19 protein-coding genes and 1 tRNA gene are annotated in these 21,478 nt (G+C 66.9%); 5 read left to right on the top strand and 15 right to left on the bottom strand.

Annotated elements, in window-relative coordinates; translation table 11 throughout:
• Positions 1 to 105: 105 nt before the first annotated feature.
• From AC6UUM_RS11585 to AC6UUM_RS11575, 3 genes are all read right to left on the bottom strand, one after another.
• Entirely contained in the window at positions 106 to 1,227 is a 1,122-nt protein-coding gene (locus AC6UUM_RS11585; protein ID WP_500802431.1) for a phosphoserine transaminase, read from the bottom strand.
• A 207-nt stretch (positions 1,228 to 1,434) separates the two neighbouring features.
• Positions 1,435 to 2,298: a class A beta-lactamase gene (bla, locus tag AC6UUM_RS11580; RefSeq protein WP_500802430.1), complete on the bottom strand. Its 864-nt coding sequence runs from the start codon at positions 2,296 to 2,298 to the stop codon at positions 1,435 to 1,437.
• Between the two features lies 1 nt (position 2,299).
• Entirely contained in the window at positions 2,300 to 3,628 is a 1,329-nt protein-coding gene (locus tag AC6UUM_RS11575; RefSeq protein WP_500802429.1) for an APC family permease, read from the bottom strand.
• An 87-nt stretch (positions 3,629 to 3,715) separates the two neighbouring features.
• On the opposite strand from AC6UUM_RS11575, the gene AC6UUM_RS11570 reads away from it, so the two are divergent.
• Together AC6UUM_RS11570 and AC6UUM_RS11565 are read left to right on the top strand one after the other, a co-directional pair.
• Positions 3,716 to 4,516, top strand: a complete 801-nt coding sequence (locus AC6UUM_RS11570; RefSeq protein WP_500802428.1) for an SDR family NAD(P)-dependent oxidoreductase — start codon at positions 3,716 to 3,718, stop codon at positions 4,514 to 4,516.
• Positions 4,517 to 4,584: 68 nt separating this feature from the next.
• Positions 4,585 to 5,436, top strand: coding sequence for an LOG family protein (locus AC6UUM_RS11565; RefSeq protein WP_500802427.1), 852 nt, complete (start codon positions 4,585 to 4,587; stop codon positions 5,434 to 5,436).
• 24 nt (positions 5,437 to 5,460) lie between these two features.
• Here the strand turns inward: AC6UUM_RS11565 and AC6UUM_RS11560 are convergent, their stop codons facing one another.
• Both AC6UUM_RS11560 and AC6UUM_RS11555 read right to left on the bottom strand, forming a co-directional pair.
• The gene (locus tag AC6UUM_RS11560) at positions 5,461 to 6,537 is read right to left on the bottom strand and encodes an NAD(P)-dependent alcohol dehydrogenase (RefSeq protein WP_500804961.1); all 1,077 of its coding nucleotides are present in this window, start codon (positions 6,535 to 6,537) and stop codon (positions 5,461 to 5,463) included.
• Positions 6,538 to 6,805: 268 nt separating this feature from the next.
• Positions 6,806 to 7,417, bottom strand: a complete 612-nt coding sequence (locus tag AC6UUM_RS11555) for a c-type cytochrome (RefSeq protein ID WP_500802426.1) — start codon at positions 7,415 to 7,417, stop codon at positions 6,806 to 6,808.
• A 133-nt stretch (positions 7,418 to 7,550) separates the two neighbouring features.
• Between AC6UUM_RS11555 and AC6UUM_RS11550 the strand changes: the two genes are divergently transcribed.
• Positions 7,551 to 8,444, top strand: coding sequence for a prephenate dehydratase (locus AC6UUM_RS11550; RefSeq protein WP_500802425.1), 894 nt, complete (start codon positions 7,551 to 7,553; stop codon positions 8,442 to 8,444).
• Here AC6UUM_RS11550 and rsmD read toward each other — a convergent pair.
• A complete protein-coding gene (gene rsmD / locus AC6UUM_RS11545) occupies positions 8,441 to 8,977 on the bottom strand; it encodes a 16S rRNA (guanine(966)-N(2))-methyltransferase RsmD (RefSeq protein WP_500802424.1) in 537 nt (178 codons plus the stop codon). The two genes, AC6UUM_RS11550 and rsmD, sit on opposite strands and share 4 nt — an antisense overlap.
• Positions 8,977 to 9,762, bottom strand: a complete 786-nt coding sequence (locus AC6UUM_RS11540) for a pseudouridine synthase (RefSeq protein ID WP_500802423.1) — start codon at positions 9,760 to 9,762, stop codon at positions 8,977 to 8,979. Before AC6UUM_RS11540 ends, rsmD begins: the two co-directional genes overlap by 1 nt.
• Before the next feature lie 573 nt (positions 9,763 to 10,335).
• Between AC6UUM_RS11540 and AC6UUM_RS11535 the strand changes: the two genes are divergently transcribed.
• Positions 10,336 to 10,420: transfer RNA gene (locus AC6UUM_RS11535), tRNA-Leu, on the top strand.
• A gap of 36 nt (positions 10,421 to 10,456) precedes the next feature.
• Here the strand turns inward: AC6UUM_RS11535 and AC6UUM_RS11530 are convergent.
• From AC6UUM_RS11530 to AC6UUM_RS11500, 7 genes are all read right to left on the bottom strand, one after another.
• A complete protein-coding gene (locus AC6UUM_RS11530; RefSeq protein WP_500802422.1) occupies positions 10,457 to 11,137 on the bottom strand; it encodes a response regulator in 681 nt (226 codons plus the stop codon).
• A complete protein-coding gene (locus AC6UUM_RS11525) occupies positions 11,134 to 13,788 on the bottom strand; it encodes a DUF4118 domain-containing protein (RefSeq protein WP_500802421.1) in 2,655 nt (884 codons plus the stop codon). The genes AC6UUM_RS11530 and AC6UUM_RS11525 overlap by 4 nt, the downstream gene beginning before the upstream one ends.
• Positions 13,785 to 14,363 carry a potassium-transporting ATPase subunit KdpC gene (kdpC, locus tag AC6UUM_RS11520; RefSeq protein WP_500802420.1) on the bottom strand — a complete coding sequence of 193 codons (579 nt, stop codon included), beginning with the start codon at positions 14,361 to 14,363 and terminating at the stop codon, positions 13,785 to 13,787. Before kdpC ends, AC6UUM_RS11525 begins: the two co-directional genes overlap by 4 nt.
• 11 nt (positions 14,364 to 14,374) lie before the next feature.
• Entirely contained in the window at positions 14,375 to 16,414 is a 2,040-nt protein-coding gene (gene kdpB / locus AC6UUM_RS11515; protein ID WP_500802419.1) for a potassium-transporting ATPase subunit KdpB, read from the bottom strand.
• Positions 16,415 to 16,425: 11 nt separating this feature from the next.
• Positions 16,426 to 18,129, bottom strand: coding sequence for a potassium-transporting ATPase subunit KdpA (gene kdpA / locus AC6UUM_RS11510; protein WP_500802418.1), 1,704 nt, complete (start codon positions 18,127 to 18,129; stop codon positions 16,426 to 16,428).
• 21 nt (positions 18,130 to 18,150) lie between these two features.
• A complete protein-coding gene (gene kdpF, locus AC6UUM_RS11505; RefSeq protein WP_500802417.1) occupies positions 18,151 to 18,240 on the bottom strand; it encodes a K(+)-transporting ATPase subunit F in 90 nt (29 codons plus the stop codon).
• Positions 18,241 to 18,337: 97 nt separating this feature from the next.
• Positions 18,338 to 18,466, bottom strand: coding sequence for a hypothetical protein (locus AC6UUM_RS11500; RefSeq protein ID WP_500802416.1), 129 nt, complete (start codon positions 18,464 to 18,466; stop codon positions 18,338 to 18,340).
• 173 nt (positions 18,467 to 18,639) lie between these two features.
• Between AC6UUM_RS11500 and AC6UUM_RS11495 the strand changes: the two genes are divergently transcribed.
• The gene (locus AC6UUM_RS11495; protein ID WP_500802415.1) at positions 18,640 to 19,563 is read left to right on the top strand and encodes a ThuA domain-containing protein; all 924 of its coding nucleotides are present in this window, start codon (positions 18,640 to 18,642) and stop codon (positions 19,561 to 19,563) included.
• Positions 19,564 to 19,598: 35 nt separating this feature from the next.
• Here the strand turns inward: AC6UUM_RS11495 and AC6UUM_RS11490 are convergent, their stop codons facing one another.
• On the bottom strand, positions 19,599 to 21,467 hold the full coding sequence (locus tag AC6UUM_RS11490) for a bifunctional sugar phosphate isomerase/epimerase/4-hydroxyphenylpyruvate dioxygenase family protein (protein WP_500802414.1): 1,869 nt from the start codon (positions 21,465 to 21,467) through the stop codon (positions 19,599 to 19,601).
• Positions 21,468 to 21,478: the final 11 nt, after the last annotated feature.

The following is a 21,478-nucleotide window of genomic DNA, read 5'->3' as shown; positions in this document are numbered from 1 at the left end:
TGCGGGAGGGGCCGGGGGTGGGTCTGGCCACCTGGCGAATTCAATGGTGTCGGGCGGTGAGCTTTTTCCCACCCCCAGCCCCTCCCGCAAGCGGGAGGGGAGCCGTCAGGTCGTGACCTGCGCGTAGGCCCAGTCGAGCCAGCCGGTCAGCGCCACCACATCAGCAGTGTCGACCGTCGCGCCGCACCAGATGCGCAGGCCCGGCGGGGCATCGCGATAGGCGCCGATGTCGTAGGCGGCCTTTTCCTTTTCGAGGAGCGACACGATCGCCTTCACCTGATCTTCGGGCAGGCCGGGCAACACCAGGCAGACGCTGGTGTTGGAGCGGCTGGCGGGATCGGCGGCGAGATGTTCCACCCACGGCGTTCGCTGCACCCAGGCATCGAGCGCGGCGGCATTGGCATCGGCGCGGGCCATCAGCGCGGCCAGGCCGCCGATGCCGTTCGCCCATTCAAGCGCATCGATATAATCTTCGACGGCCAGCATCGATGGCGTGTTGATGGTTTCGCCGGCAAACACGCCTTCGGTGAGCTTGCCCTTGGCAACGAGGCGGAAGATCTTTGGCAACGGCCAGGCCGGGGTGTAGCTTTCCAGCCGCTCGACCGCGCGGGGACCCAGGATCAGCATGCCGTGGCCGCCTTCGCCGCCGAGCACTTTCTGCCAGCTGTAGGTCAGCACGTCGCACTTCGCCCAATCAACGCCTTGCGCAAACACGGCGCTGGTGGCGTCGGCAAAGGTCAGGCCTTCGCGGGCGTCGGGCACCCAGGCATAATCGGGCACGCGCACGCCGGATGTGGTGCCGTTGGCGGTAAACAGCACATCATGGCTGAAATCGACTGCAGCCAGATCGGGCAGTTCGCCATAAGGCGCGGTGATGACGGTCGGGTTCAGTTTCAACTGCTTGACCGCATCAGTCACCCAGCCTTCACCAAAGCTTTCCCAGGCGAGCGCGGTGACGGGGCGGGCGCCCAGCATCGTCCACATCGCCATTTCATAGGCGCCGGTGTCGGACGCCGGCACGATGGCGATGCGGTGCGTATCGGGCACACCCAATATGTCACGCGTCAAGGTGATGGCATGTTGCAGCCGCGCCTTGCCGAGCTTGGACCGGTGCGAGCGGCCGAGCGATTCGGTTGCGAGTTGTTGGGGAGTCCAGCCAGGACGCTTGGCGCAGGGGCCGGACGAAAAATGGGGCCGCGCCGGAAGCGCGGTAGGTTTCGCAGTCATATTCTCTCCTCACAGAGAGCGCGCGCCGCGTTGGGACGGCGTGGCCCGCTGCCGGGGATAGGGATTAACGGCAGGGGGTCAAGCGAATTCGGGTTTTGGCTCTTGTGGTGCGGCCCACCCCCGGCCCCTCCCGCAGGCGGGAGGGGAGACGTTCGCGCTTGGTCGATCTGCTCCCCTCCCGCTTGCGGGAGGGGCTGGGGGTGGGTTTCAGCCCAGCGACTCGACGATCGCCCGGCCCAGCGGCACGAACTGACGGTTGCGTTCTTCCAGTTCGGTTTTTGCCGCAAACAGATAAGCGGCCAGCCAGATCGGCGGACGATTTGGCGGCGTGATGATCGAAACGATGTTGCGCGCGTGCCAGCTACCGGCGCCGGTCTTGTTGGCTTCGGCCCAGCCCGGCGGCAGCGCGGCGCGGATCATGGTGTCGGCGGTGCGGCTGGCGGCCATCCACGCCCGCAGTTGCGCGCGGTTCGCGGCGTTCAGCGGCCCGGCCGTGAGCAAGCGCTGGCAGGTGGCAAGCATTGCGGCGGGCGTGGTGGTGTCGCGCGGGTCGCCGGGCACCTCGTTGTTCATCTCTGGCTCGTTGCGGTCTAGCCGGGTGGTGGAGTCCCCCAGGCTGCGCAGCCAGGCGGTCATCGCCGCCGGGCCGCCGACCCGCGCCAGCGCCAGATTGGCCGCCGGATTGTCGGACAGCACCACCATGGCCTCGGCCATTTCCAGCAGGCTCGCGCTGCCGCCGATGCGCGGCCGGGTGAAGGGGGCCGGGTTCAGCATGTCGGCCGCCGTTACGGGCAGGCGATCCTGCATGGTCCACAGCCCGGTTTGTGCGCCTTGCAGCAGGCGGGCGGCGAGCAGCAGCTTGAAGGTTGAGCACAGGGGGAAACGCTGGTCGGCGCGGTGCATGAAGCGCGCGCCGGTGGCGGAGTCGAACAGAGCGATGCCGATCGGGCCGCCGGCGGCGCGCTCAATGCCTGGTATGGCGCGGCGCAACGGGGCGAAGCGGTCTGCCGCCAGTTCGGGCGCTGCCAGCAGTGGCAGGCTGGAAACGAGCAGGCGGCGGGTGATCAGCATCCTAATCCTCGATTGTGTTCAGCATCGGCGCATGGCCGGCGGCGCGGCGTACATGCCATGCGCCCCACGCCAGCGCAAAGGTGCCGCCGATCAATATCAGCGACGGCCGCCCGGTTTCGCTGTCGTTCCAAAAGCTTTGCACCGCCGCCAGGGTGAACAGCAGCGCCATCACAGGGATCAGCGGGTGCGCCGGCGCCTTCCACAGCGAGGCTTCGCGGCGCTGGCGGGCAATCAGCAGCGCGATGGCGACCAGCACATAATCGGCGACATTCCCGCTGGTCAGGATCAGCAGCCAGCGTTCGCCCAGCCCGATGGTGGCGGCCGACGCCACGGTGATCAGCAAGGTTGCCCCCCACGGCGCCTGCGTGCGCGGCGACACGCGCGCCGCCAGCCGGCCGAGCGCGCCCGGCAACACGCCATCGCGGCCCATGGCATAGACCAGCCGGCCAAAGGCCATGATGGTGACGATCTGCGCGTTGAACACCGCGGCGATTACGCCGGCCGATACCGCCTGCGCCACCGCCGGGCTGGCCTGGGCATCCAGAAAGGCCGCGATCGGCGTTTCGGATTGGAACAGCGCCGGGTTGACCGCCAGCGCCGGCACCAGCAGCAGCATCGGCGCCGCGATGGTGAAGGCGCAGATGGCGCCAGCGCGCGCGGTGAGGTTCCCCAGCGCCGCACGGCCGCCGCTGACTTCCTCGGCGAAATACAGCATGTAATTGGCGCCGCCGCTCCAGAACAACCCGCCAAGCGCGGCGATGCCGAACAGGCTCCAATCGATGTTGGCCGGCAGCAACAGCGGCAGCAGCGGCACGGCTGGTGCGGTGGCGGCCACCCAGCTGAGGATGGCCAGCGCCAGCAGCTCCACGCCCAGGAACATGCCGGTCACCAGCGCCGAGGTGCGGATGTTGAGCATGGCAATGCCGGCGGCCAGCGCCAGGCTGATCAGCGCCACCGGCACGGTGGGCAGTTCCGGCCCCAACACCTTCAGATAACCCGCCAGCCCCAGCGCGGTATAGGCGTTCAGGGGCAGCGCCGTCAGGATGGTCATGAACATATAGCCATGCGCAACCCCCGGCCCGATCAGCCGGGCGAGCCCGGGATAAATGCCGCCAGCCCCCGGTTGCCGCACGCCCAGTTCGGCATAAAGCAGCGCAAACAGCGCCGCGAGCAAGCCGCCGACCAGAAAGGCCAGGGCCGCCGTGGTGCCCGACAGGTGCAGCATGCCCGACCCGCCAACGAACACCGACAAGACGGGGGAGGCGGCAGACAGCACCAGCAGCAGGACGGCACCCGGCGACAATGCGCGTTCAAGCGATGCTTCGGCCAACCCCGCGCTCCTCCCTGGGTTGACGTCGCATTGGCGATGGCGTCTCGTCAATGCGCGATTGCCGGAGACTGTATCGGGAGTGAGAGCATGATCGATTGGATGGGCCAACAGGTGCTGATCACCGGTGCGGCCAGCGGGATCGGGCGGGCGCTGGCCGTGGCCCTGGCGGCGCGCGGTGCCCACGTGACCGGGGCTGACGTCAATGCGGCCGGCGTCGCCGAGACCGCGGCCCTGTGCGGCGGGGACGCACTGACCATCGATCTGGCCGATGGCGCGGCCGGTGTACACGCCGTGGAACGGCTGGTCGAGCGCCATGGCCGGCTCGATGCCGTGTTCGCCAATGCCGGGATCGGCTATACCCGCCGCCTGCTGAAGGCCAATCTGGACGATCCGGGCCTGGCGCGGCTGTGGGAAATCAACATGGTGGGGCCGACCAGGTTGGCGCAGGCGCTGGTCACGGCGGCCGAAGCCGGCGGCTGGCGCGCGCGGCTGGTGATCACCGGATCGGAAAACAGCCTGTCGCTGCCACCCTCCATCCAGAATTTCGGTAACGGCCTCTATGCAGCCTCAAAACACGGCGTGCTGATTTTGGCCGAATGGCTGGCCACCGAATGTCGCAACGCCGGCAAGCCGATGGACGTGCACATGCTGCTGCCCGGCGGCGTCTATACCGGGCTCACATCCGCCGGGCTGGGGCCTGATCCGGCGAACTGGCCGGCCGATATGGGCATCATCCTGCCGGAACGGGCGGCGGCGCTTTGTCTGGCCGGGCTGGATCTGGGCCTCTTCTATATTCCCACCCATGGGCATCTGATCGACGACATGGCCGCCCGTCAGCAGGGGGTGGCGGCGGCCACCGCGGCGCTGGGCCTGCAACAAAGCGCGTGACAAGCGCGCGCCGCGCGCCTACCGCCGCCCGCCGTTCGTCTGCCCCGTGACTGTTGAGAAGGCCATCCATGACTCCCCCACCCATCACGCCCAGCATCTTCCCCAGCGCCGAAGCCGACGCGCGGCGCGGCAACACCCCCACCGCAGTGCCGCAAACCGAGCATCCCGCCTATCGGTTGGCGTTTCAGGATGATGAATTCCTGCTGCGCGCCGATCTGCGCCCGGTGCGCTTTCAGCTGGAGCTGCTGAAGACCGAATTGCTGCTGGCCGAAGCCGGCATCACATCCACCTTCGTCTTCTATGGCTCGGCACGCATCCCATCCCCGGAGGAGGCGCCGGCGCTGATGGCGGCGGCGACCACGCCCGAACAACAGGCCGTGGCGCAGCGGCTGGCGGACAAGGCGCGATATTATGACGTCGCGCGCGAACTGGCCCGGCTGGTCTCCAGCGACTGCAAGGATGGCGAGCGCTGCTTCACCATATGCTCAGGCGGCGGGCCATCGATCATGGAAGCCGCCAACCGCGGCGCCTGGGAAGAGGGTGCGCCGTCCGTGGGCCTGAACATCGTGCTGCCGCACGAACAGGTGCCCAACCCCTATGTGACACCCGGCCTGTCGGTGCAGTTCCATTATTTCGCCTTGCGCAAGATGCACTTCCTGATGCGCGCCAAGGCGGTGGCCGTGTTCCCCGGTGGCTTCGGCACGTTCGACGAATTCTTCGAATTGCTCACCCTGGTGCAAACCGGCAAGGTCGCCCCGCTGCCGATCTTGCTTTACGGCCGCGACTTCTGGAACCGGGTGGTGAATTTCGAGGCGCTGGCGGAAGAAGGCGTGATCGCGCCGGATGATCTCAAGCTGTTCCACTTCGTCGAAACGGCAGAAGAAGGCTGGGCCATCGTTAAGGCGCACTACGGATTGTGAGGCCAGCGGCCTCAAGACAGTGCCTCACGCCGTCTTGCGGTTGACCACATCCCCGCGCGTCGGCGCGTCCAGTTGCTTGCGGGTCGGCCCGGCGCCTTGGCGCTCGGCTTTCAAGGACGCCATGTCGATCACGTGCCGAAACCGCACATCCTTGGCCTTGATGCGGGCGAAGGCGTCGTTGATCGCGGCCATTTCGATCATCTGGATTTCTGGCCTGATGCCGTGTTCGGCGCACAGATCCAGCACCGCCTGCGTATCGGATATGCCGCCGATCAACGAACCGGCCACGCTGATCCGGTTGAACACCAGCGGCCCCGGGTTGAAGGCGGCGAACTCCATCATGTTGCCGACGACGATCAAGGTCGATCCCGGCCGCATGAAGGCGAGATAATCGGCAAGATCATGCGGATAGGGAATGGTATCGATCATCATGTCCAGCGACAGCGCCGCCGCCGCGACGTCTGCCGCGTCATCCATCACCACCACTTCGTGGGCGCCCAGCGCCTTGACGGCATCGGCCTTGTCCGCCGAGGTGGTGAACGCGATCACGGTGGCGCCCATCGCCTTGCCGATCTGGATGGCCATGTGCCCAAGCCCGCCGATCCCGGCGACGCCAAGGGTCTGGCCCGGCTTCAGGCCGAAATGCTTCATCGGCGAATAGGTCGTCACGCCGGCACACAGGATCGGCGCAGCCTGCGCGGGTTCGATCACGCCCGGTATGCGGAGCACGAACTCCTCCCGCACCGTGATGCTGTCGCTGTAGCCGCCATAGCTGTTGCTGCCGTTCGGCAGCTTGGGGCCGTTGTAGGTGAAGGTGGCGCTCATCGGCCCGGAACAATATTGCTCCTCCCCAGCGACGCAGGCCGCGCACACCAGGCAACTGTTGACCATGCAGCCGACCCCGACCGTATCGCCAACTGCGAACTTCGCCGCGCCTTCGCCGATTCGGGCGACCGTGCCGACGATCTCGTGACCGGGAACACAGGGCCAGATCGTGTTGCCCCAATCACCGGTGCATTGGTGGATATCGGAATGGCAGACGCCGCAAAATGCGATGTCGATCTCGACCTCCCCGGCCCGTAGCGGCTCGCGATCGAACATCACCGGTTGAAGCCTTTGATCTGCGCTGAGGGCGCCATAGCCGATGACGGTCATGGGGGTTCTTTCTGCTGTTGAGCTTGACAGCAGGAGAACGCGCCGGGGTGGCTTTGGATGCCGGAGAGTGGAAATAAGCAGGCTGATCCAGCCTGGAAGCCCATCCGCATCGCAGCATCGCCCGCACCGGCAGGTCCGTCTTCCCGGAGCAGCGCGCACGAAAAAGGCGCGGCGGCCACATCTGGCCGCCGCGCCCGCATTCCGGGTGATGCGCTTACTTGGCGGCTGCGTCGGCAGCCGGTGCTGCTTCGGCCGGAGCCGCTGCTTCCGCAGCTTCCTCGGTCGGGGCGGCCGGCAGCGGCAGCGGGCTGGCGCTTTGGGTGTTGAGCCAGGCGATGACGGCGGCGCGGTCTTCGGGCTTGCTGATGCCGGCGAAGCTCATCTTGTTGCCGGGCATGAAGTTTTTCGGGCTCTTCAGCCAGGCCCACAGATGATCGAAATCCCACTTGTCGCCGCTCTTGCCGGCCAACGCCTCGGAATAGCTGAAGCCGGGGTGGCTGGCGATTGGGCGGCCGACGACGCCATACAGGGCCGGGCCGGTGCCGTTGCTGCCGCCGGCCGCCGCGTTGTGGCAGGCGCCGCACTTCTTGAACACCGCTTCGCCCTTGGCGACATCGGCAGACGCCAGATAGAAGGCGGCGGGCTTTTCGGTTTCGGCTGCAGCGGCGCCTTCGGCGGGGGCTTCTTCAACGCCGGCCACTTCATAGCCGGGCTTTTCCGGCAAATGGCGGGCAAACATCATGTCGCTGGCGATCGACACGCCCAACAGGGCGACCAGGCCGGCGAGCAGGCCGCCAAAAATCTTGTTCCACTCGAAACTGTCCACGTCGCGGCTCCAATCGTGCAGGCCGGCGAAAAGGCATCAACCCAAGCGGCCCCGGATGGCGCACCGATTAGGGGGTTGCACCGCCGCCCGCAAGCATTTGCTTGTTGCAGCGCACTATCATATCCACCGGCGAATGAGCAGCAGCTATCCTCCATTGGCTCAGGCCTTAGTCGATACGATGGTCAGCGCCGCCGCTGGCGCGCCGGATCGCGCCGTCGCGTTCCAGGGCGCGCCGGGCGCCTATAGCCATCAGGCGGTGCGCGAAGCGTTCCCCGGTGGCCTGCCGCTGCCCTGCGCCGGATTTGAAGATGCCATCGAGGCGGTGCAGACCGGCCGCGCCGGCTGTGCAGTGATCCCCATCGAAAACAGCCTGCACGGCCGCGTCGCCGACATGCATTTCCTGCTGCCCGAATCGGGCCTGTCGATCATTGGCGAACATTTCGTGCGGGTGCGGCACTGCCTGTTGGGTTTGGCCGACAAGGCGCGCTTGAGCGAAGTAAAGAGCCATCCGCAGGCGCTGGGCCAGGTCCGCCGGCATTTGCGCAGCCTCGGCATCGCGCCGGTGCAATTTTTCGACACGGCCGCCGCTGCGGCTGCGGTGGCAGGTGACGGCGACGCCAGCGTGGGCGCCATCGCTTCGCGGCTGGCCGGGGAGCTATACGGGCTGAACATCCTGGCCGAGGGCATCGAGGACGCCGATCACAACACCACGCGCTTTGTGGTGTTGTCGCGTGATGCCGTGCTGCCGGCCGCCGACGTGCCGGTGATGACCAGCTTCAATTTCGAAGTGCGCAGCGTGCCGGCGGCATTGTTCAAGGCGCTGGGTGGCTTTGCAACCAATGGCGTCAACATGACCAAGCTCGAATCCTATCTGCGTGACGGCAAATTTGCGCAGGCGGAATTTTATGCGGAAATCGAGGGCGGCCCGCACGACCCGGCGGTCGCACGGGCGCTGGAGGAACTGGAATATTTCACCAATTGGGTGCGGGTGATCGGCACCTATCCGAAGGCGCGGGATCGTGGTTAGTCAGGCGCTCGCAGCAAGCGCACGCGCGCTTTCCCGAAGCGGCGATCCACCAGCACCTCCCAGTCCAGCGCCAGTTCTTCCTTGGCGGATGTTTCCACGCTGACCAGCGCGGCAGGCGCGATCCATCCCTTGCCATGCAGATGCGCCAGTGCCGGTTCGGCAAACCCCGATTCATAGGGTGGATCGAGAAACACCACATGATGGGCGCGCGCTGCGGTGCCCAGGCTGGAAACGGGGGATTGGCGCAAATCGCCGGCATAGTTCATGCCCGCCAGATTGGCCTTGATGGCGCGCACGGCGGCGGCATCATTGTCAATGAAACAGGCCCGCGCCGCGCCGCGCGACAGCGCCTCAAGCCCGAGCGCGCCGGTGCCGGCAAACACATCGAGCACGTCCAGCCCTTCGAAGCTGCCGAGCCGGCTGGTGAGCATCGAGAAGATTGCCTCGCGGGCGCGGTCGCTGGTTGGACGGGTGGATTCGCCTTGGGGCGCTACAATGGCGCGACCCCGCCAACGGCCGGAAATGATGCGCATTATTTCTTCGCGGGTTTCAGAGGCTTCAACAACGCCATAAGCGCCTGGACATCGGCTTGTGGAATCTCATCGGCGCCGCGCGGCGGCAGATCATCCAGGCCGATCGGGCCATAGGCCACCCGGATCAGCCGGTTGACCTGCAAACCGATATGTTCGAGCACGCGGCGCACTTCGCGATTCTTGCCTTCGCGGATGGTGACGATCAGCCAGAGATTATGGCCGGTCTTGCGCTCGATATCGGCGAGCACCGGGCCATAATGCATGCCATCGATGGTGGCGCCATCGGCCAGGCTTTCCAGCGCGGCCTGGGTGACTTCGCCAAAGGCGCGCACCCGATAGACGCGCGGGATATTGGAGGACGGCAGTTCGAGTGCACGCTTCAGCTCGCCATCGGTGGTGAGCAGCAGCAGGCCTTCAGTGTTCATGTCGAGCCGGCCGACCGGCACGACGCGCGGCAGATCGGGCGGCAAGATGTCCATGATGGTCGGGCGGCCGGCGGGATCGCGCGCCGCGGTGAGGAAGCCGGCCGGCTTGTGGAAGCGATAGAGGCGGGTCGGCGCGATGCCGGCCACCGCCTGGCCATCCACCGTCACGCCGCGCAGACTTGTGATGTTGAGCGCCGGCGAGGTGAGTTTGGCGCCATCGATCTCGATGCGGCCTTCGGCGATCATCCGTTCGATATCGCGGCGCGAGGCGACGCCGGCGCGGGCCAGCGCTTTGGCGATGCGCTGCGGCGCGACTTCGGTGAGGCGTTCGGGCGGCGGCGCGCGTTTGACGCGCGGCACGGCTTCGGCGGCCGGGCCAGGCTTGCCGGTGCGGCCAAGGTGAGCGTTGGGGCGGGCGCCGGGTCGCGGATCACCGTCGGTGCGGGCACGGCGTTGCGGGCGCGGATCACCCTCAGTGCGTGGACCGCGCGGCGAGCGGGAATCCCCATCGGCACGTGGACCGCGCGGCGGGCGCGCATCACGGGGAGGGCGGGCTTCGCCGACCGGGTGCCCGTTACGCGCCGAGCGCGTATCACCAACGCTGCGCGGGCCCCGCGGCGGGCGATCGCTCGGTGGTGCGCGATCGTCGAAATCGATGAAGCGGTTGCCCTGCGATGGCCGCCCGCGCGGGCCGGAGGGCGTGCCGGCGCGACGAGGGTCTGCACCCGAATCGGCGCGCGGTGGGCCGGATCGTGATCCGGTGGGCGGGCGGGTGCCAGCAGGGGCACCATTGCGGGGGCCAGTCGGTTTGCGGGGTGGTCGCATCGCCACCCAATGCGCCGCACCTGCCGCGCTGTCCAGAGCAGCAAGCTGTTCGAGCCCCATTGCAAACCCATTGCTCTGGCCCTTGCCATGCGCTAACGCCGCCCGGCCGCCCCTGTGGTGAAATTGGTAGACGCGTCCGACTCAAAATCGGATGGAGAAATCCGTGCTGGTTCGATTCCGGCCAGGGGCACCATCATTTCTTGCGCGATGTCGCCGAATCGAAGGCCGATTATTCGGCGCAAAGGCGATAGCCGATGCCGGTTTCGTTGCGGATCAGCACGGGCCGGGCCGGATCAGCCTCCAGTTTCTGGCGCAGATTCCGCACGACGATGCGCAGATATTCCATCGGCGGATCGGTCACATCAGGCCACACCGCGCCAAGCAGCGCCTTGTGGGTGACGACGCGGCCGGGGCTGCGGGCGAGCGCGGCCAGCACATCATGTTCCTTCCGGGTCAGGTGCACCTCCGTGCCGGCGCGGCAGACGATGTGGCCAACCATGTCGATGCTGATCGCGCCGATCTCGACCAGGGTTGCGGCGTGCGCGGCAGTGGTGCGCTGGCGCAGCGCGGTGCGGATGCGGGCCAGCAATTCCTCGCTGTCGAACGGCTTGGTGACATAATCATCGGCGCCCAGATCGAGCGCGGTAACCTTTTCGGTCGTCGCATCACGCGCCGATACGATGATCACCGCCAGCCCCCTGGCCTTCAACAGCGGCACCAGTTCCAACCCGTCGCGATCCGGCAGCCCCAGATCAAGCAGCACCAGATCGGGCCGTTCGGCATTGGCGAACAGCATCGCCTCGCGGGCATTTTCGGCCTCACGCACCTGCATCCCGGCGCGTTCCAGCGCGGCGCGTGCCAGCCGGCGGATGGCGGCTTCGTCGTCGACCACCAGGATGCGCGCGCTCATAGCATCGCCTCTGCCGGGGCGCACACCAGCAGATCGGCCGGCATGTGCAAGGTGAAAACCGCGCCGCTGTCGCCATCACTGCGGTTGGCGGCGGTCACCCGGATTCGCATCGCATCGCCAAAGCCCTTGACGATGGCCAGGCCCAAGCCGGTGCCACCGGGCGCGCGATCATTGCCTTGCAGTCGGCGAAACGCCGTGAACGGATCGATGCCGACGGGCAGGCCGGGGCCGCTGTCGGTGATCGCCAGATCGAGCCCATCGGGACGGCGCGTCGCGGTGATCGCCAGCGCGGTGCCGGCGGCAGCATAACGCCCGGCATTGTCGAGCAGATTGATCAGCATGTGGTGGAACAATCGAGGATCGAGGCGCACCAGCGGCAGATCGGGCCGCACATCCAGCGCGATTTTCCGGTCACCCAGCGCATGGCTGGTGTCGTGCACGGCCGCCGCAATGGCATCGGTCAGGTCGGTCGGTTCGGGTGAGGGGCTGAGCGCGCCGGCCTCGACCCGCGCCATGTCGAGCAGATTGGCGACGAAGCGTTTCAGCCGCTCGGCTTCGGCGCGCACCGTGGCGATCAGCATCGGGGTGGCGCCGCGCTCCAGCTCGGCCGCGGCCGCCTGGATGATGGTCAGCGGGGTGCGTAGATCATGCGCCACCGATTGCAGCAAGGTGGCGCGCAGCCGGTCGCGTTCCTCCACCCGGGCCAGCGCGCGCGCTTCGCCGGCCAGCCGGGCGCGGTCCAGCGCCAACGCCGCCTGATCGATGAGCCCGGCCAGCAACGCCAGCTGGGACGCCGGCACCGGATCGCGGCCATCGTCGCGGCGCAGGCCGATCACCGCAATGGGACCGGCGCCGCCGATCAGCGGCCGGAACAGCCAGTCGCTGGCGGTCAGGGTGGCGCTGCCGTGGCCGGCGACCTCGCCGCGGTCCAGCGCCCAGCTGGCGGCGGCCTGCGCCATGGTGTCCAGCCTGATGTCGGGCTCGCTGGCGGCGAGCAATGTCGGGCCGCCGGCACCCGGCCCGGCCAGCAGCACCTGGCAATCGAACTGGCGGGCAAATTCGGATGCGATGGCAAGGGCCAGTGCCATATCATCATCAATGCGGGTGAGCCGGCGCAGGAACCCGGCCAGCACGGCGTTGTCGCGCGCACTGGCAGCGGCCAGATCGGCCTGGGCGCGGATGCGGCTGGCCAACTGGCTGGTCACCACCGCCACGCCGAGCAGCACCGCCACCGCCAGCCAGTTTTCCGGATCGGCAATGGTGAGCGTGTGGAGCGGCGGCAGGAAGAAGAAATTGAACGCCAGCGCTGATGCTGCCCCGGCGAGCAGGCCGGGACGCAAGCCGAACAGGCTGGCCGCGGCCATGACGGGGAGCATGTAAAGCAGGGACACGTTGGCGATGCCGAGGCCGGATTGCAGAGCCACGCCCAGCACGGTGGCGGCGGCCACCATCAGCAGCGACCATCCCCAGCTGGCGAGCGGTATGGTCGCGACGCTCCGCGCCGGGCGGCGATCCGGTACGGCCTCGGCCATTGGCACCACATTCACCGCGATACCTGGCGTTTCGCGCACCAGATGATCGACCAGTGATCCGTTGCGCAATTTGAACCACCAGCTGCGCGGCGCTTTGCCCACGATGATCTGAGTGGTGCGGGTGTGCACGGCGTGCGCCTTGATGCCCGCCAAGATGTCGGGCGCCGGCACGTGCGCGATTTCGGCGCCCAATTGCGTCGCCAGCGCCAGTGCCGCCGCCAGATGGCCCAAGGCGCCAGAGCTGGCGCCGGCGCTGGCGGGGGTCACCACATGCAGCGCCGTCCACGGTGCGCGCGCGGCATCGGCGAGCCGCTTGGCGACGCGCACCAGGCTTTCGCTGCCCGGATGATCCGATACGGCCACCAGGATGCGTTCCGAAACCGGCCACTGGCCGGGCAGGCCAAGGCCGCGCACCAGATCGAGCATCTGCGCATCGACCGATTGTGCCGCGCGGCGCAGCGCCAGTTCGCGCAGCGCCGACAGATTGGCCGGCGAAAAGAAATGCGCCAACGCGCGGGAGGCTTCGGCCGGCACATAGACCTTGCCGTCCTTGAGGCGCTGGATCAGCTCATCGGGCGGCAGATCGACGACCTGCAATTCGGCTGCTTCCAGCACGCGATCCGGCACGGTTTCGCGCACCCGCACCCGGGTGAAGCTGGCCACCACATCGTTCAGGCTTTCGACATGCTGGATGTTGAGCGTGGAAAACACATCGATGCCAGCGCTCAACAGTTCCTCGACATCCTGCCAGCGTTTGGGGTGGCGGCTGCCCGGTGCATTGCTGTGTGCCAGTTCATCGACCAGCACCAGCGCCGGCCGGCGCGCGAGAATGGCATCGATGTCCATCTCGGTGAGGGTGCCGCCCTGCCAGTCGATGCGGCGCAGTGGCACCTGCTCCAGCCCGGCCAGCATCGCCATCGTATCGGCGCGGCCGTGGGTTTCGACAACGCCGGCGACCACATCGCTGCCGGCGGCAGCGCGCGCGCGGGCTTCGCCGAGCATTTCGAACGTCTTGCCGACGCCGGGCGCGGCCCCCAGGAAGATCTTCAACCGGCCGCGGCCTTCGCGCTGGGCGGTTTTCAGCAGCGCATCAGGATCTGGGGCGGGCGCGTCGGTCACTGGCCAAGTTTATCCAGTTCGCGATTGAGGGCCAGCACATTGACCACCGGATCGCCGGCGATGCCGAGGCTGGGGTTTTCGATTGACGCCTCCACCAGCGCCCGCACGCGCTGTTCTGACAGGCTGCGTGCGGCGGCGATGCGCGGCACCTGCGCCAGCGCGGCGGCTGGCGACAGATGCGGATCGAGGCCGGAGCCCGAAGCCGTCACCCGGTCAGCCGCCACCGGGCCGGTTTCGCCAGCGGCGCGCAGTGCGGCGATATCGGCGGCGACGCGGTCATGCAGGGCCTGCGCGCCCGGCCCGAGATTGGACCCGGCGCTGGCCATGGCATCATGGCCGCTGCCCGCCGCCGATGGCCGGCCGTGGAAATAGCCGGCCCTGGCAAAACCCTGGCCGATCAATTCGGAGCCGATAACGCGGCCGTTTTCGGTGATCAGACTGCCCCTCGCCTGATGCGGGAACAGGCCTTGTGCGACGCCGGTGACCAGCGCCGGATAGGCCAGGCCGGTAATGGCGAACATCGCCAGCCCGAGAACAAGCGCCGGGCGCAGCGCGGAGGTGAGATCATTGCGCATGGAAAGCTCTTTCAAACGAGGGAGAGGCCATTGACGACCAGATCGATCGCCTTGATGCCGATGAACGGCGCGATCAGGCCGCCCAGGCCATAGATGGCGAGGTTGCGCTTCAGCAGCGCCGCAGCCCCGACCGGGCGATAGGGGACGCCCTTCAGCGCCAGCGGCACCAGCGCCGGGATGATGACCGCGTTGAAGATGATGGCCGACAATATGGCGCTTTCCGGGCTGCCCAGCCGCATCAGATTGAGCGCGTCCAGCCCAGGGTAGAGCACCACGAAGATCGCCGGCAGGATGGCAAAATATTTGGCGACATCGTTGGCGATGGAGAAGGTCGTCAGGCTGCCGCGCGTCATCAGCAATTGTTTGCCCAGGCCGACCACCTCGATCAGCTTGGTGGGATCGCTGTCGAGATCGACCATGTTGCCGGCCTCGCGCGCCGCCTGCGTGCCGGTGTTCATCGCCACGCCGACATCGGCCTGCGCCAACGCCGGCGCATCGTTGGTGCCATCGCCGCACATCGCGACCAATTTGCCGGCCGCCTGCTCGCGGCGGATATAGGCCAATTTGTCTTCCGGTGTGGCTTCGGCCAAGAAATCATCGACGCCGGCTTCGGCCGCGATGGCAGCGGCGGTGAGCGGGTTGTCGCCAGTGATCATCACGGTTTTCAGGCCCATGCGCCGCAATTCGCCAAAGCGTGTCCGAATGCCGGCTTTCACCACATCCTTCAGGAACACCGCCCCCATCAGCCGGCCGTCATCGATCACCGCCAGCGGCGTGCCGCCGGCGCGGGCGATCTCGTCGGTGATGCGCTTCAGTTCGGTGGCCGCGGCGGTGGTGGCCAGATCGGGGTGCGCCTTCAACATGGCATCCACCGCGCCCTTGCGCACTGCGCGGCCCTCCACAGACACGCCCGACATGCGGGTTTGGGCGGTGAACGGGATGATTTCGGCGCCGTCGGGCAGGGTGGTCGTGATGCCCTGTTCGCGGGCCAGCGTGACGATGGAGCGGCCTTCAGGCGTTTCGTCGGCCAGGCTGGCGAGGCAAGCGGCTTCGGCCAGTTCGGCATCGGAAATACCGGCCAGCGCGCGGAACTGGCTGGCGGCGCGGTCGCCAACTGTGATCGTGCCGGTCTTGTCGAGCAGCAGCACGTCGATATCACCAGCGGCTTCGACGGCGCGGCCGGATTTGGCCAGCACATTGAAACGGATCAGCCGATCCATGCCCGAAATGCCGATGGCCGACAGCAGCCCGGCGATGGTGGTGGGGATCAAGGTGATGAACAGCGCCGCCAGCAGCGCCACCGGCACGCTGCCGCCGGCATAGGAGGCAAAGGCCGGCACCGTCGCCACGGCGATCAGGAAGATGATGGTCAGGCCGACAAGCAATATGGTGAGCGCGATCTCGTTGGGGGTTTTCTGGCGCTTGGCGCCTTCGACCAGCGCGATCATGCGATCGAGGAAACCCTGGCCCGGTTCGGCCGTCACACGCACCCGCACCCAATCGGAAATCACGCGGGTGCCGGCCGTCACCGCGCTGCGGTCGCCGCCAGCTTCACGGATGACGGGCGCGCTTTCACCGGTGATGGCGGCTTCGTTGACGCTGGCGACGCCAGCCACGACTTCGCCATCGGCGGGGATCAAATCGCCGGTTTCCACCAGTACCAGATCACCGCTGCGCAATTCGCTGGCCGGCACCATCGCCCAGGCCTGCGCCAGCGCGCCGTCGCTGCCGGCCAATCGCTTGGCCTTCAATTCGGCCTTGGTGGCGCGCAGCGAAGCCGCTTGCGCCTTGCCACGGCCTTCCGCCAGCGCCTCGGCGAAATTGCCGAACAGCACGGTCAGCCACAGCCAGACGATCAATTGCAGCCGGAAGCCGAGGCCGAGGCCATCATCGGCGACGAACAGCAGCAGTGTGAGCAGCAGAGCGACCACGGCCGTAGTGAACATCACCGGGTTGCGCCACAGCGTCGCCGGGTTGAGCTTGGCGAACGCCTGCGCCGCTGCGGGCAGCAGCAGTTCGCCGGCAAACATCGATTGTTGAGCGCGCGCCATCGTCAGGTCTTTCAGAACAATTGGCCGGCGGCGACGGCTTGCGCGTCCGCGACCGGACCCAGCACCAGCGCCGGCAGGAAGGTAAGGCCGCCCAGGATGAGCACCACACCGGCCAGCAGGCCGATCCACAGCGGCCCAGTGGTCGGGAAGGCGCCCGGCCCCGGCGGCACGCGGCGGCGGCTTGCCAGCGAACCCGCAATGGCCAGCACCGGCACGATGATGAAGAAGCGCCCCAGCCACATCGCGACGCTCAGCAGGCCGTTGTAGAACGGTGTGCCGGCGGTGAGGCCGGCAAAGGCCGAGCCGTTGTTGGCGGTGGCGCTGGTGAAGGCATAAAGGATTTCCGAGAAGCCATGCGGCCCCTTGTTGAGCGGGCCAGCGAGGCCAGCAGGCAGCACCGTCGCCAGTGCCGTGCCGCCCAGGATCAGCAGCGGCAGCACGGCGATCGCCAGCACCGCCAGCTTGACCTCGCGCGCCTCCACCTTCTTGCCGACATATTCCGGACTGCGGCCGACCATCAGCCCGGCGATGAACACGGCCAGCAAGGCGAACAACAGCATGCCATAGAGGCCAGCGCCGACACCGCCGACGATCACCTCGCCCAGTTCCATGTTGAGGATCGGCACCAGGCCGCCGAGCGCGGTGAAGCTGTCGTGCATGGCATTCACCGCACCGCAACTGGCCGCCGTGGTGACCACGGCGAACAGGGCGGAGGCGGCAATGCCGAAGCGGGCCTCCTTGCCCTCCATATTGCCGCCGGCCACCCCGAGACTGTGCAGCACCGGATTGCCAGCCGCCTCGGCCCAATAGGTGACGCCCACCGCCGCGAGGAACAGCACGCCCATCGCGGCCAGGATCGCCCATCCCTGGCGCTCATCGCCGACGGCGCGCCCGAAGCAGATGGTGAGGCCGACGCCGATCACGAAGATCGACAGCATCTGCACCAGATTGGTGATGGCGCTGGGATTTTCGAACGGGTGGGCACTATTGGCATTGAAAAAGCCGCCGCCATTGGTGCCGAGCATCTTGATGGCTTCCTGGGACGCCACCGGCCCCAGCGCGATCTTCTGCGTCGCGCCTTCCAGCGTGGTGGCCACCACCTGCGCATCCCATGTCTGCGGCACGCCGCTTGCCACCAGCCAGACAGCATAGACCAGGCTGATCGGCAGCAGCAGATAGAGGGTGACGCGGGTGAGATCGCCCCAGAAATTGCCGATACCCACCGCCTGCGTGCGCGCAAAGCCGCGGATCAGCGCGAACGCCACGGCAAGGCCGGTGGCGGCCGAAAGGAAATTATGCGGCGCCAGCGCCAGCATCTGCGACAGGTTCGACAGCGTGGATTCGCCGCCATACCATTGCCAGTTGGTGTTGGTGACAAAGGCAATAGCAATGTTCATCGCGCCATCGGCTCCCACGCCAGCCCGATCAAGCTGGTTGAGCGGCAACAGGCCCTGCGCGCGCAATATGGCATAGGTGAACATGCAAGTGATCAGCTGGAAGGCCAGCAAGTGCAGTGCATAGCGCCGCCAGCCCATATCGGCCGCCGGATCGATGCCGGCGAGTCGATAGAGGCCGCGTTCGGCCGGGGCCAGCCAGCGCAAGGGGGCCGGTGCGCGGCCGTCCAGCAACGCAAACAGCCAAAGGCCCATCGGCCGCGCCAACAGGCCGAGAACGGCGGTAAAGCCCAGGATCAGGGCCCAGCCTTGCCAGGTCATCGCAGATACTTTCTTGCAAGATCAGAAGCGCTCGGGCCGCAGCAGCGCGACCACGAGATAGATGAGCAGGCCCAGCGCCGTGGCACTGGCAAGCAGGAGATCGATGCTCATGGCTCACCCGCCCCGCCGCACAGGCGCAGCCAGGCGAGGGTGAGCGCGAACAGGCCGGCCAGCAGCCCCGGCCAGACAAGATCGCCCATCATCCCGCTCAACCCAGCACACGCAGGCACATGGCGACCAGGGCGACAGGCAGCATCGTCGCCCCGCAGAACAAGGCGATCCCGGCATTTGATCTGGCCGGAATACGGGCTTCGAGGCGTTGATAGCGGGTGTTCATGGCGGCAGTCCCTTTGGGTTCGACAGACATGCCAATGCGCCCCCGGCCCATAAGGAAACGAGGGCGTTGCCCCCATCCGGGCGTTAGTTCTGCGTAAAGTCGGGCAGGGGGTTTGGTTGCCATGCGCTGGGGTTTCATGTACGAACTGGTACAAACATTGGGGAGTGAGCGGCATGAAATTGGCACGCGCGATCATCTTGCTTGGGCTGTTGGCGGCGACGTCTGTGACGGCCCAGCCGGCGCCCGCGCCACCGGCCGCTGCTCCGGCCGGCCCGCCGCGCGGCTATCGCGATCCCTATGCCGACAAGAAGCGCCTGCTGATCATCGCCGATCTGTCCACCGGCAACCAATCGGCGCACATCGGATCAAGCCATGCCGTGTCGGTGATCGAGCAGCTCGGCCGCAAATCCGGCGCTTATGTGGCGATCATCCGCACCGACACCGATCTGGTGACGAAGGGCGAGGTGTGGGGCACCGGCGCCTATGCGAAGGGCGGGCCAAAACAGGCGCGCGGGCGCAATCTCGATTATTTTGATGCCGTATTATTCTATACCAATGGCGAGACGCGGCTGACGCCTGAGCAGAAGCAGGATCTGCTCGATTTTGTCGCCAAGGATGGCAAGGGCTTCATCGGCGTCCACACCGCCACCGTCACTGCGCCGAGCTGGACGGAATATCAGACGATGATCGGCGGCAGTTTCGACAATCACCCCTGGGGCGTCACCAAGGCCAAGATCATCGTCGAGCGCCCGGATTTCCCGGCGATGCAGCAATTGCAAACCGGCGCCGAGCTGGAGGATGAACATTATCAGATGCTGGCCGAGCCCTACAGCCGCGCCAATGTCGATGTGCTGGCCCGGCTCGACACGCGCGGGCTCGATCTGACGCTGCCTGGCGTGCACCGCAAGGATGGCGATTTCCCGGTGGCGTGGATCAAGTCCTACGGGAAAGGCCGGGTGTTTTATTCGGGGCTGGGCCACCCGGATGCGGCCTGGGATGATCTGCGCGTGCAGACGCTGTTTCTGGAAGGCATCAAGTGGGCGATCAATGGCGGGCAGACGCCAAGGCCGCACCCGATGACGCCGGTGCCGCAGTAATTTCCCTCTCCCTTGAGGGGAGAGGGGGTCTGAGCCTATTCCACCACCGGCTTGAACCGCGCCTGCGCCGCCAGCCTTATCACCGCGTTGGCCGCGCCATAGCCGGCATAGGCGCGGCGCTCGACAATCTCGAAAAACACCCGGCGGCCGAAGGCGCGGCTGTAGAGTTGCAGATATTCGGCCTCGCCATCGCGATCATAGAGGATGTTGTGAGCACGCAGCTTGCTCACCAGCGCCGGATCGAGGCCGAACCGCGCTTCGATATCGTCGTAATAATTCTCCGGAATCGCCAGCACGGCCAAACCATTGGCCGCGGCAGCGCGGGCAGCGGCGAAGATATCCGGGCAGGCAAAGGCGATATGCTGCACGCCGGCGCCGAAATAATGCTGGACGAAGCGGGATGACAACGTCTGCGAACCTTGGCTGCCGTTCAAAGTGATGCGCACGCCCTTGCCGGCCGACTCCACCGCCTGGCTGTACACCAGCCCCAGTGTGTCGGCGATTTCGACCTGCGCGGTCTTCGCCATATCGAACAGGGTCAGATAAAACAGCTGCCAGCTGAGGAATTCCTCGTGGGTCATCGTCTGCGCGATATGATCGACGTGCGTAAGGCCGAGCGGGATTGTGGCAGCGGCTTCGAGCGCATCCGGAAATTCATGCGCCCACACCGTATCTTCATGACCGGCGGCGATCAGGTGCAACAGACTGCCGCCCACGCCGCGCACGCCGGGCAGCGGCAGTTCATCCGGCCCGACCGCCTGTTCAAAGCGCGGCACGCCCAGCGCTTCGGCACGGGCCAGCGCGCCGGGCACATCATTCACCACCAGGCCGATGGCGCACACCGATGCGCCGTGCAAAATGTCGAAACTGTGGGCAAAGCCTTCGGGTTCGCAATTGACGACGATGTTGATGTCGCCCTGGCACCAGCGCACCACATCCTTGCGGCGATGCCGGGCAGTGGCGGCAAAGCCCAGCGCGCCGAGCATGTGCCCCAGCGCCGCGGCTTCGGCATGGCTGGCGGCAAATTCGATGAAGGCGATGCGTTCGCTGGCCACAGGGGGCGGCATCACCGGCGCCATTCCGCTGCGCGGCCGGCGCGCCACCTGATCTTGCAAGGCCAGCAACGACCGCTGGCCATCGCTGGCGACGCCGCTCGCCGATCCGGCGCGGAAGCGATCGTTGAAGATTTCGAGGCTCCACCAGCCGTCATAGCCGGTGCGCCAGATGGCCTCGGCCCAATCGGCCACGGGGAAATCCCCTTGGCCGGGCATGCAGCGGAAATGCCGGCTCCATTGCAGCAGGTCCATTTCCATGCGCGGCGCGTCGGCCACCTGCACCAGGAACAGTTTTTCGGGCCTGATGTCGCCAATGCTGCTGGATGGGATGCGGCGGGCCAGCGAATGGAAACTGTCGAGGATCAGGCCAAGGGCGGGATGGTCGCAATCGCGTACCAGCGCCCAGGCGTCGCGATGATCGTTGATGTGCTGGCCCCAGGCCAGGGCTTCATAACCCACCCGCAGGCCACGACTTTGGGCGCGCTCGCCGGCCTCCCACAGATCGGCGATGATGCGCGCGCGGTCTGCCAGCGCCAGCGGCGAACAGTTGGAACACAGCAGCAGCAGCGGCGCGCCGAGTTCGGCCATCACGTCATACTTGCGCTCCAGCCGCTCGAAGGCGCGCATCCGCTGCGCTTCGGGCATGCCCTCCAGATCGCGGAACGGCTGGAACAAGGTGATGGCGAGGCCAAGATCGGCAGCAAGCCGCGCCACATCGCGCGGCCGGCCGGGGAAAGTGAGCAGATCGGTTTCGAAAATCTCGACACCGGCAAAGCCGGCGGCGGCCACCGCAGCGAGCTTCTGTTCGAGGGTGCCGCTGATCGAGACGGTGGCGATCGAGGTCTGCATCGCCGCCTGGC

The organism is Sandarakinorhabdus sp. (genome assembly GCF_987265915.1).
This window is presented reverse-complemented; position numbering and strand designations above follow the sequence as displayed.

Coding starts and splice junctions, on each gene's coding strand:
- AC6UUM_RS11550 (WP_500802425.1), top strand. CDS start 7,551: ATGAGCAGCAGCTATCCTCCATTGGCTCAGGCCTTAGTCGATACGATG.
- AC6UUM_RS11585 (WP_500802431.1), bottom strand. CDS start 1,227: ATGACTGCGAAACCTACCGCGCTTCCGGCGCGGCCCCATTTTTCGTCC.
- kdpC (WP_500802420.1), bottom strand. CDS start 14,363: ATGCGCAATGATCTCACCTCCGCGCTGCGCCCGGCGCTTGTTCTCGGG.
- bla (WP_500802430.1), bottom strand. CDS start 2,298: ATGCTGATCACCCGCCGCCTGCTCGTTTCCAGCCTGCCACTGCTGGCA.
- AC6UUM_RS11490 (WP_500802414.1), bottom strand. CDS start 21,467: ATGCAGACCTCGATCGCCACCGTCTCGATCAGCGGCACCCTCGAACAG.
- kdpA (WP_500802418.1), bottom strand. CDS start 18,129: ATGACCTGGCAAGGCTGGGCCCTGATCCTGGGCTTTACCGCCGTTCTC.
- AC6UUM_RS11500 (WP_500802416.1), bottom strand. CDS start 18,466: ATGAACACCCGCTATCAACGCCTCGAAGCCCGTATTCCGGCCAGATCA.
- AC6UUM_RS11565 (WP_500802427.1), top strand. CDS start 4,585: ATGACTCCCCCACCCATCACGCCCAGCATCTTCCCCAGCGCCGAAGCC.
- rsmD (WP_500802424.1), bottom strand. CDS start 8,977: ATGCGCATCATTTCCGGCCGTTGGCGGGGTCGCGCCATTGTAGCGCCC.
- AC6UUM_RS11530 (WP_500802422.1), bottom strand. CDS start 11,137: ATGAGCGCGCGCATCCTGGTGGTCGACGACGAAGCCGCCATCCGCCGG.
- kdpB (WP_500802419.1), bottom strand. CDS start 16,414: ATGGCGCGCGCTCAACAATCGATGTTTGCCGGCGAACTGCTGCTGCCC.
- AC6UUM_RS11495 (WP_500802415.1), top strand. CDS start 18,640: ATGAAATTGGCACGCGCGATCATCTTGCTTGGGCTGTTGGCGGCGACG.
- AC6UUM_RS11560 (WP_500804961.1), bottom strand. CDS start 6,537: ATGTTCGATCGCGAGCCGCTACGGGCCGGGGAGGTCGAGATCGACATC.
- kdpF (WP_500802417.1), bottom strand. CDS start 18,240: ATGAGCATCGATCTCCTGCTTGCCAGTGCCACGGCGCTGGGCCTGCTC.
- AC6UUM_RS11570 (WP_500802428.1), top strand. CDS start 3,716: ATGATCGATTGGATGGGCCAACAGGTGCTGATCACCGGTGCGGCCAGC.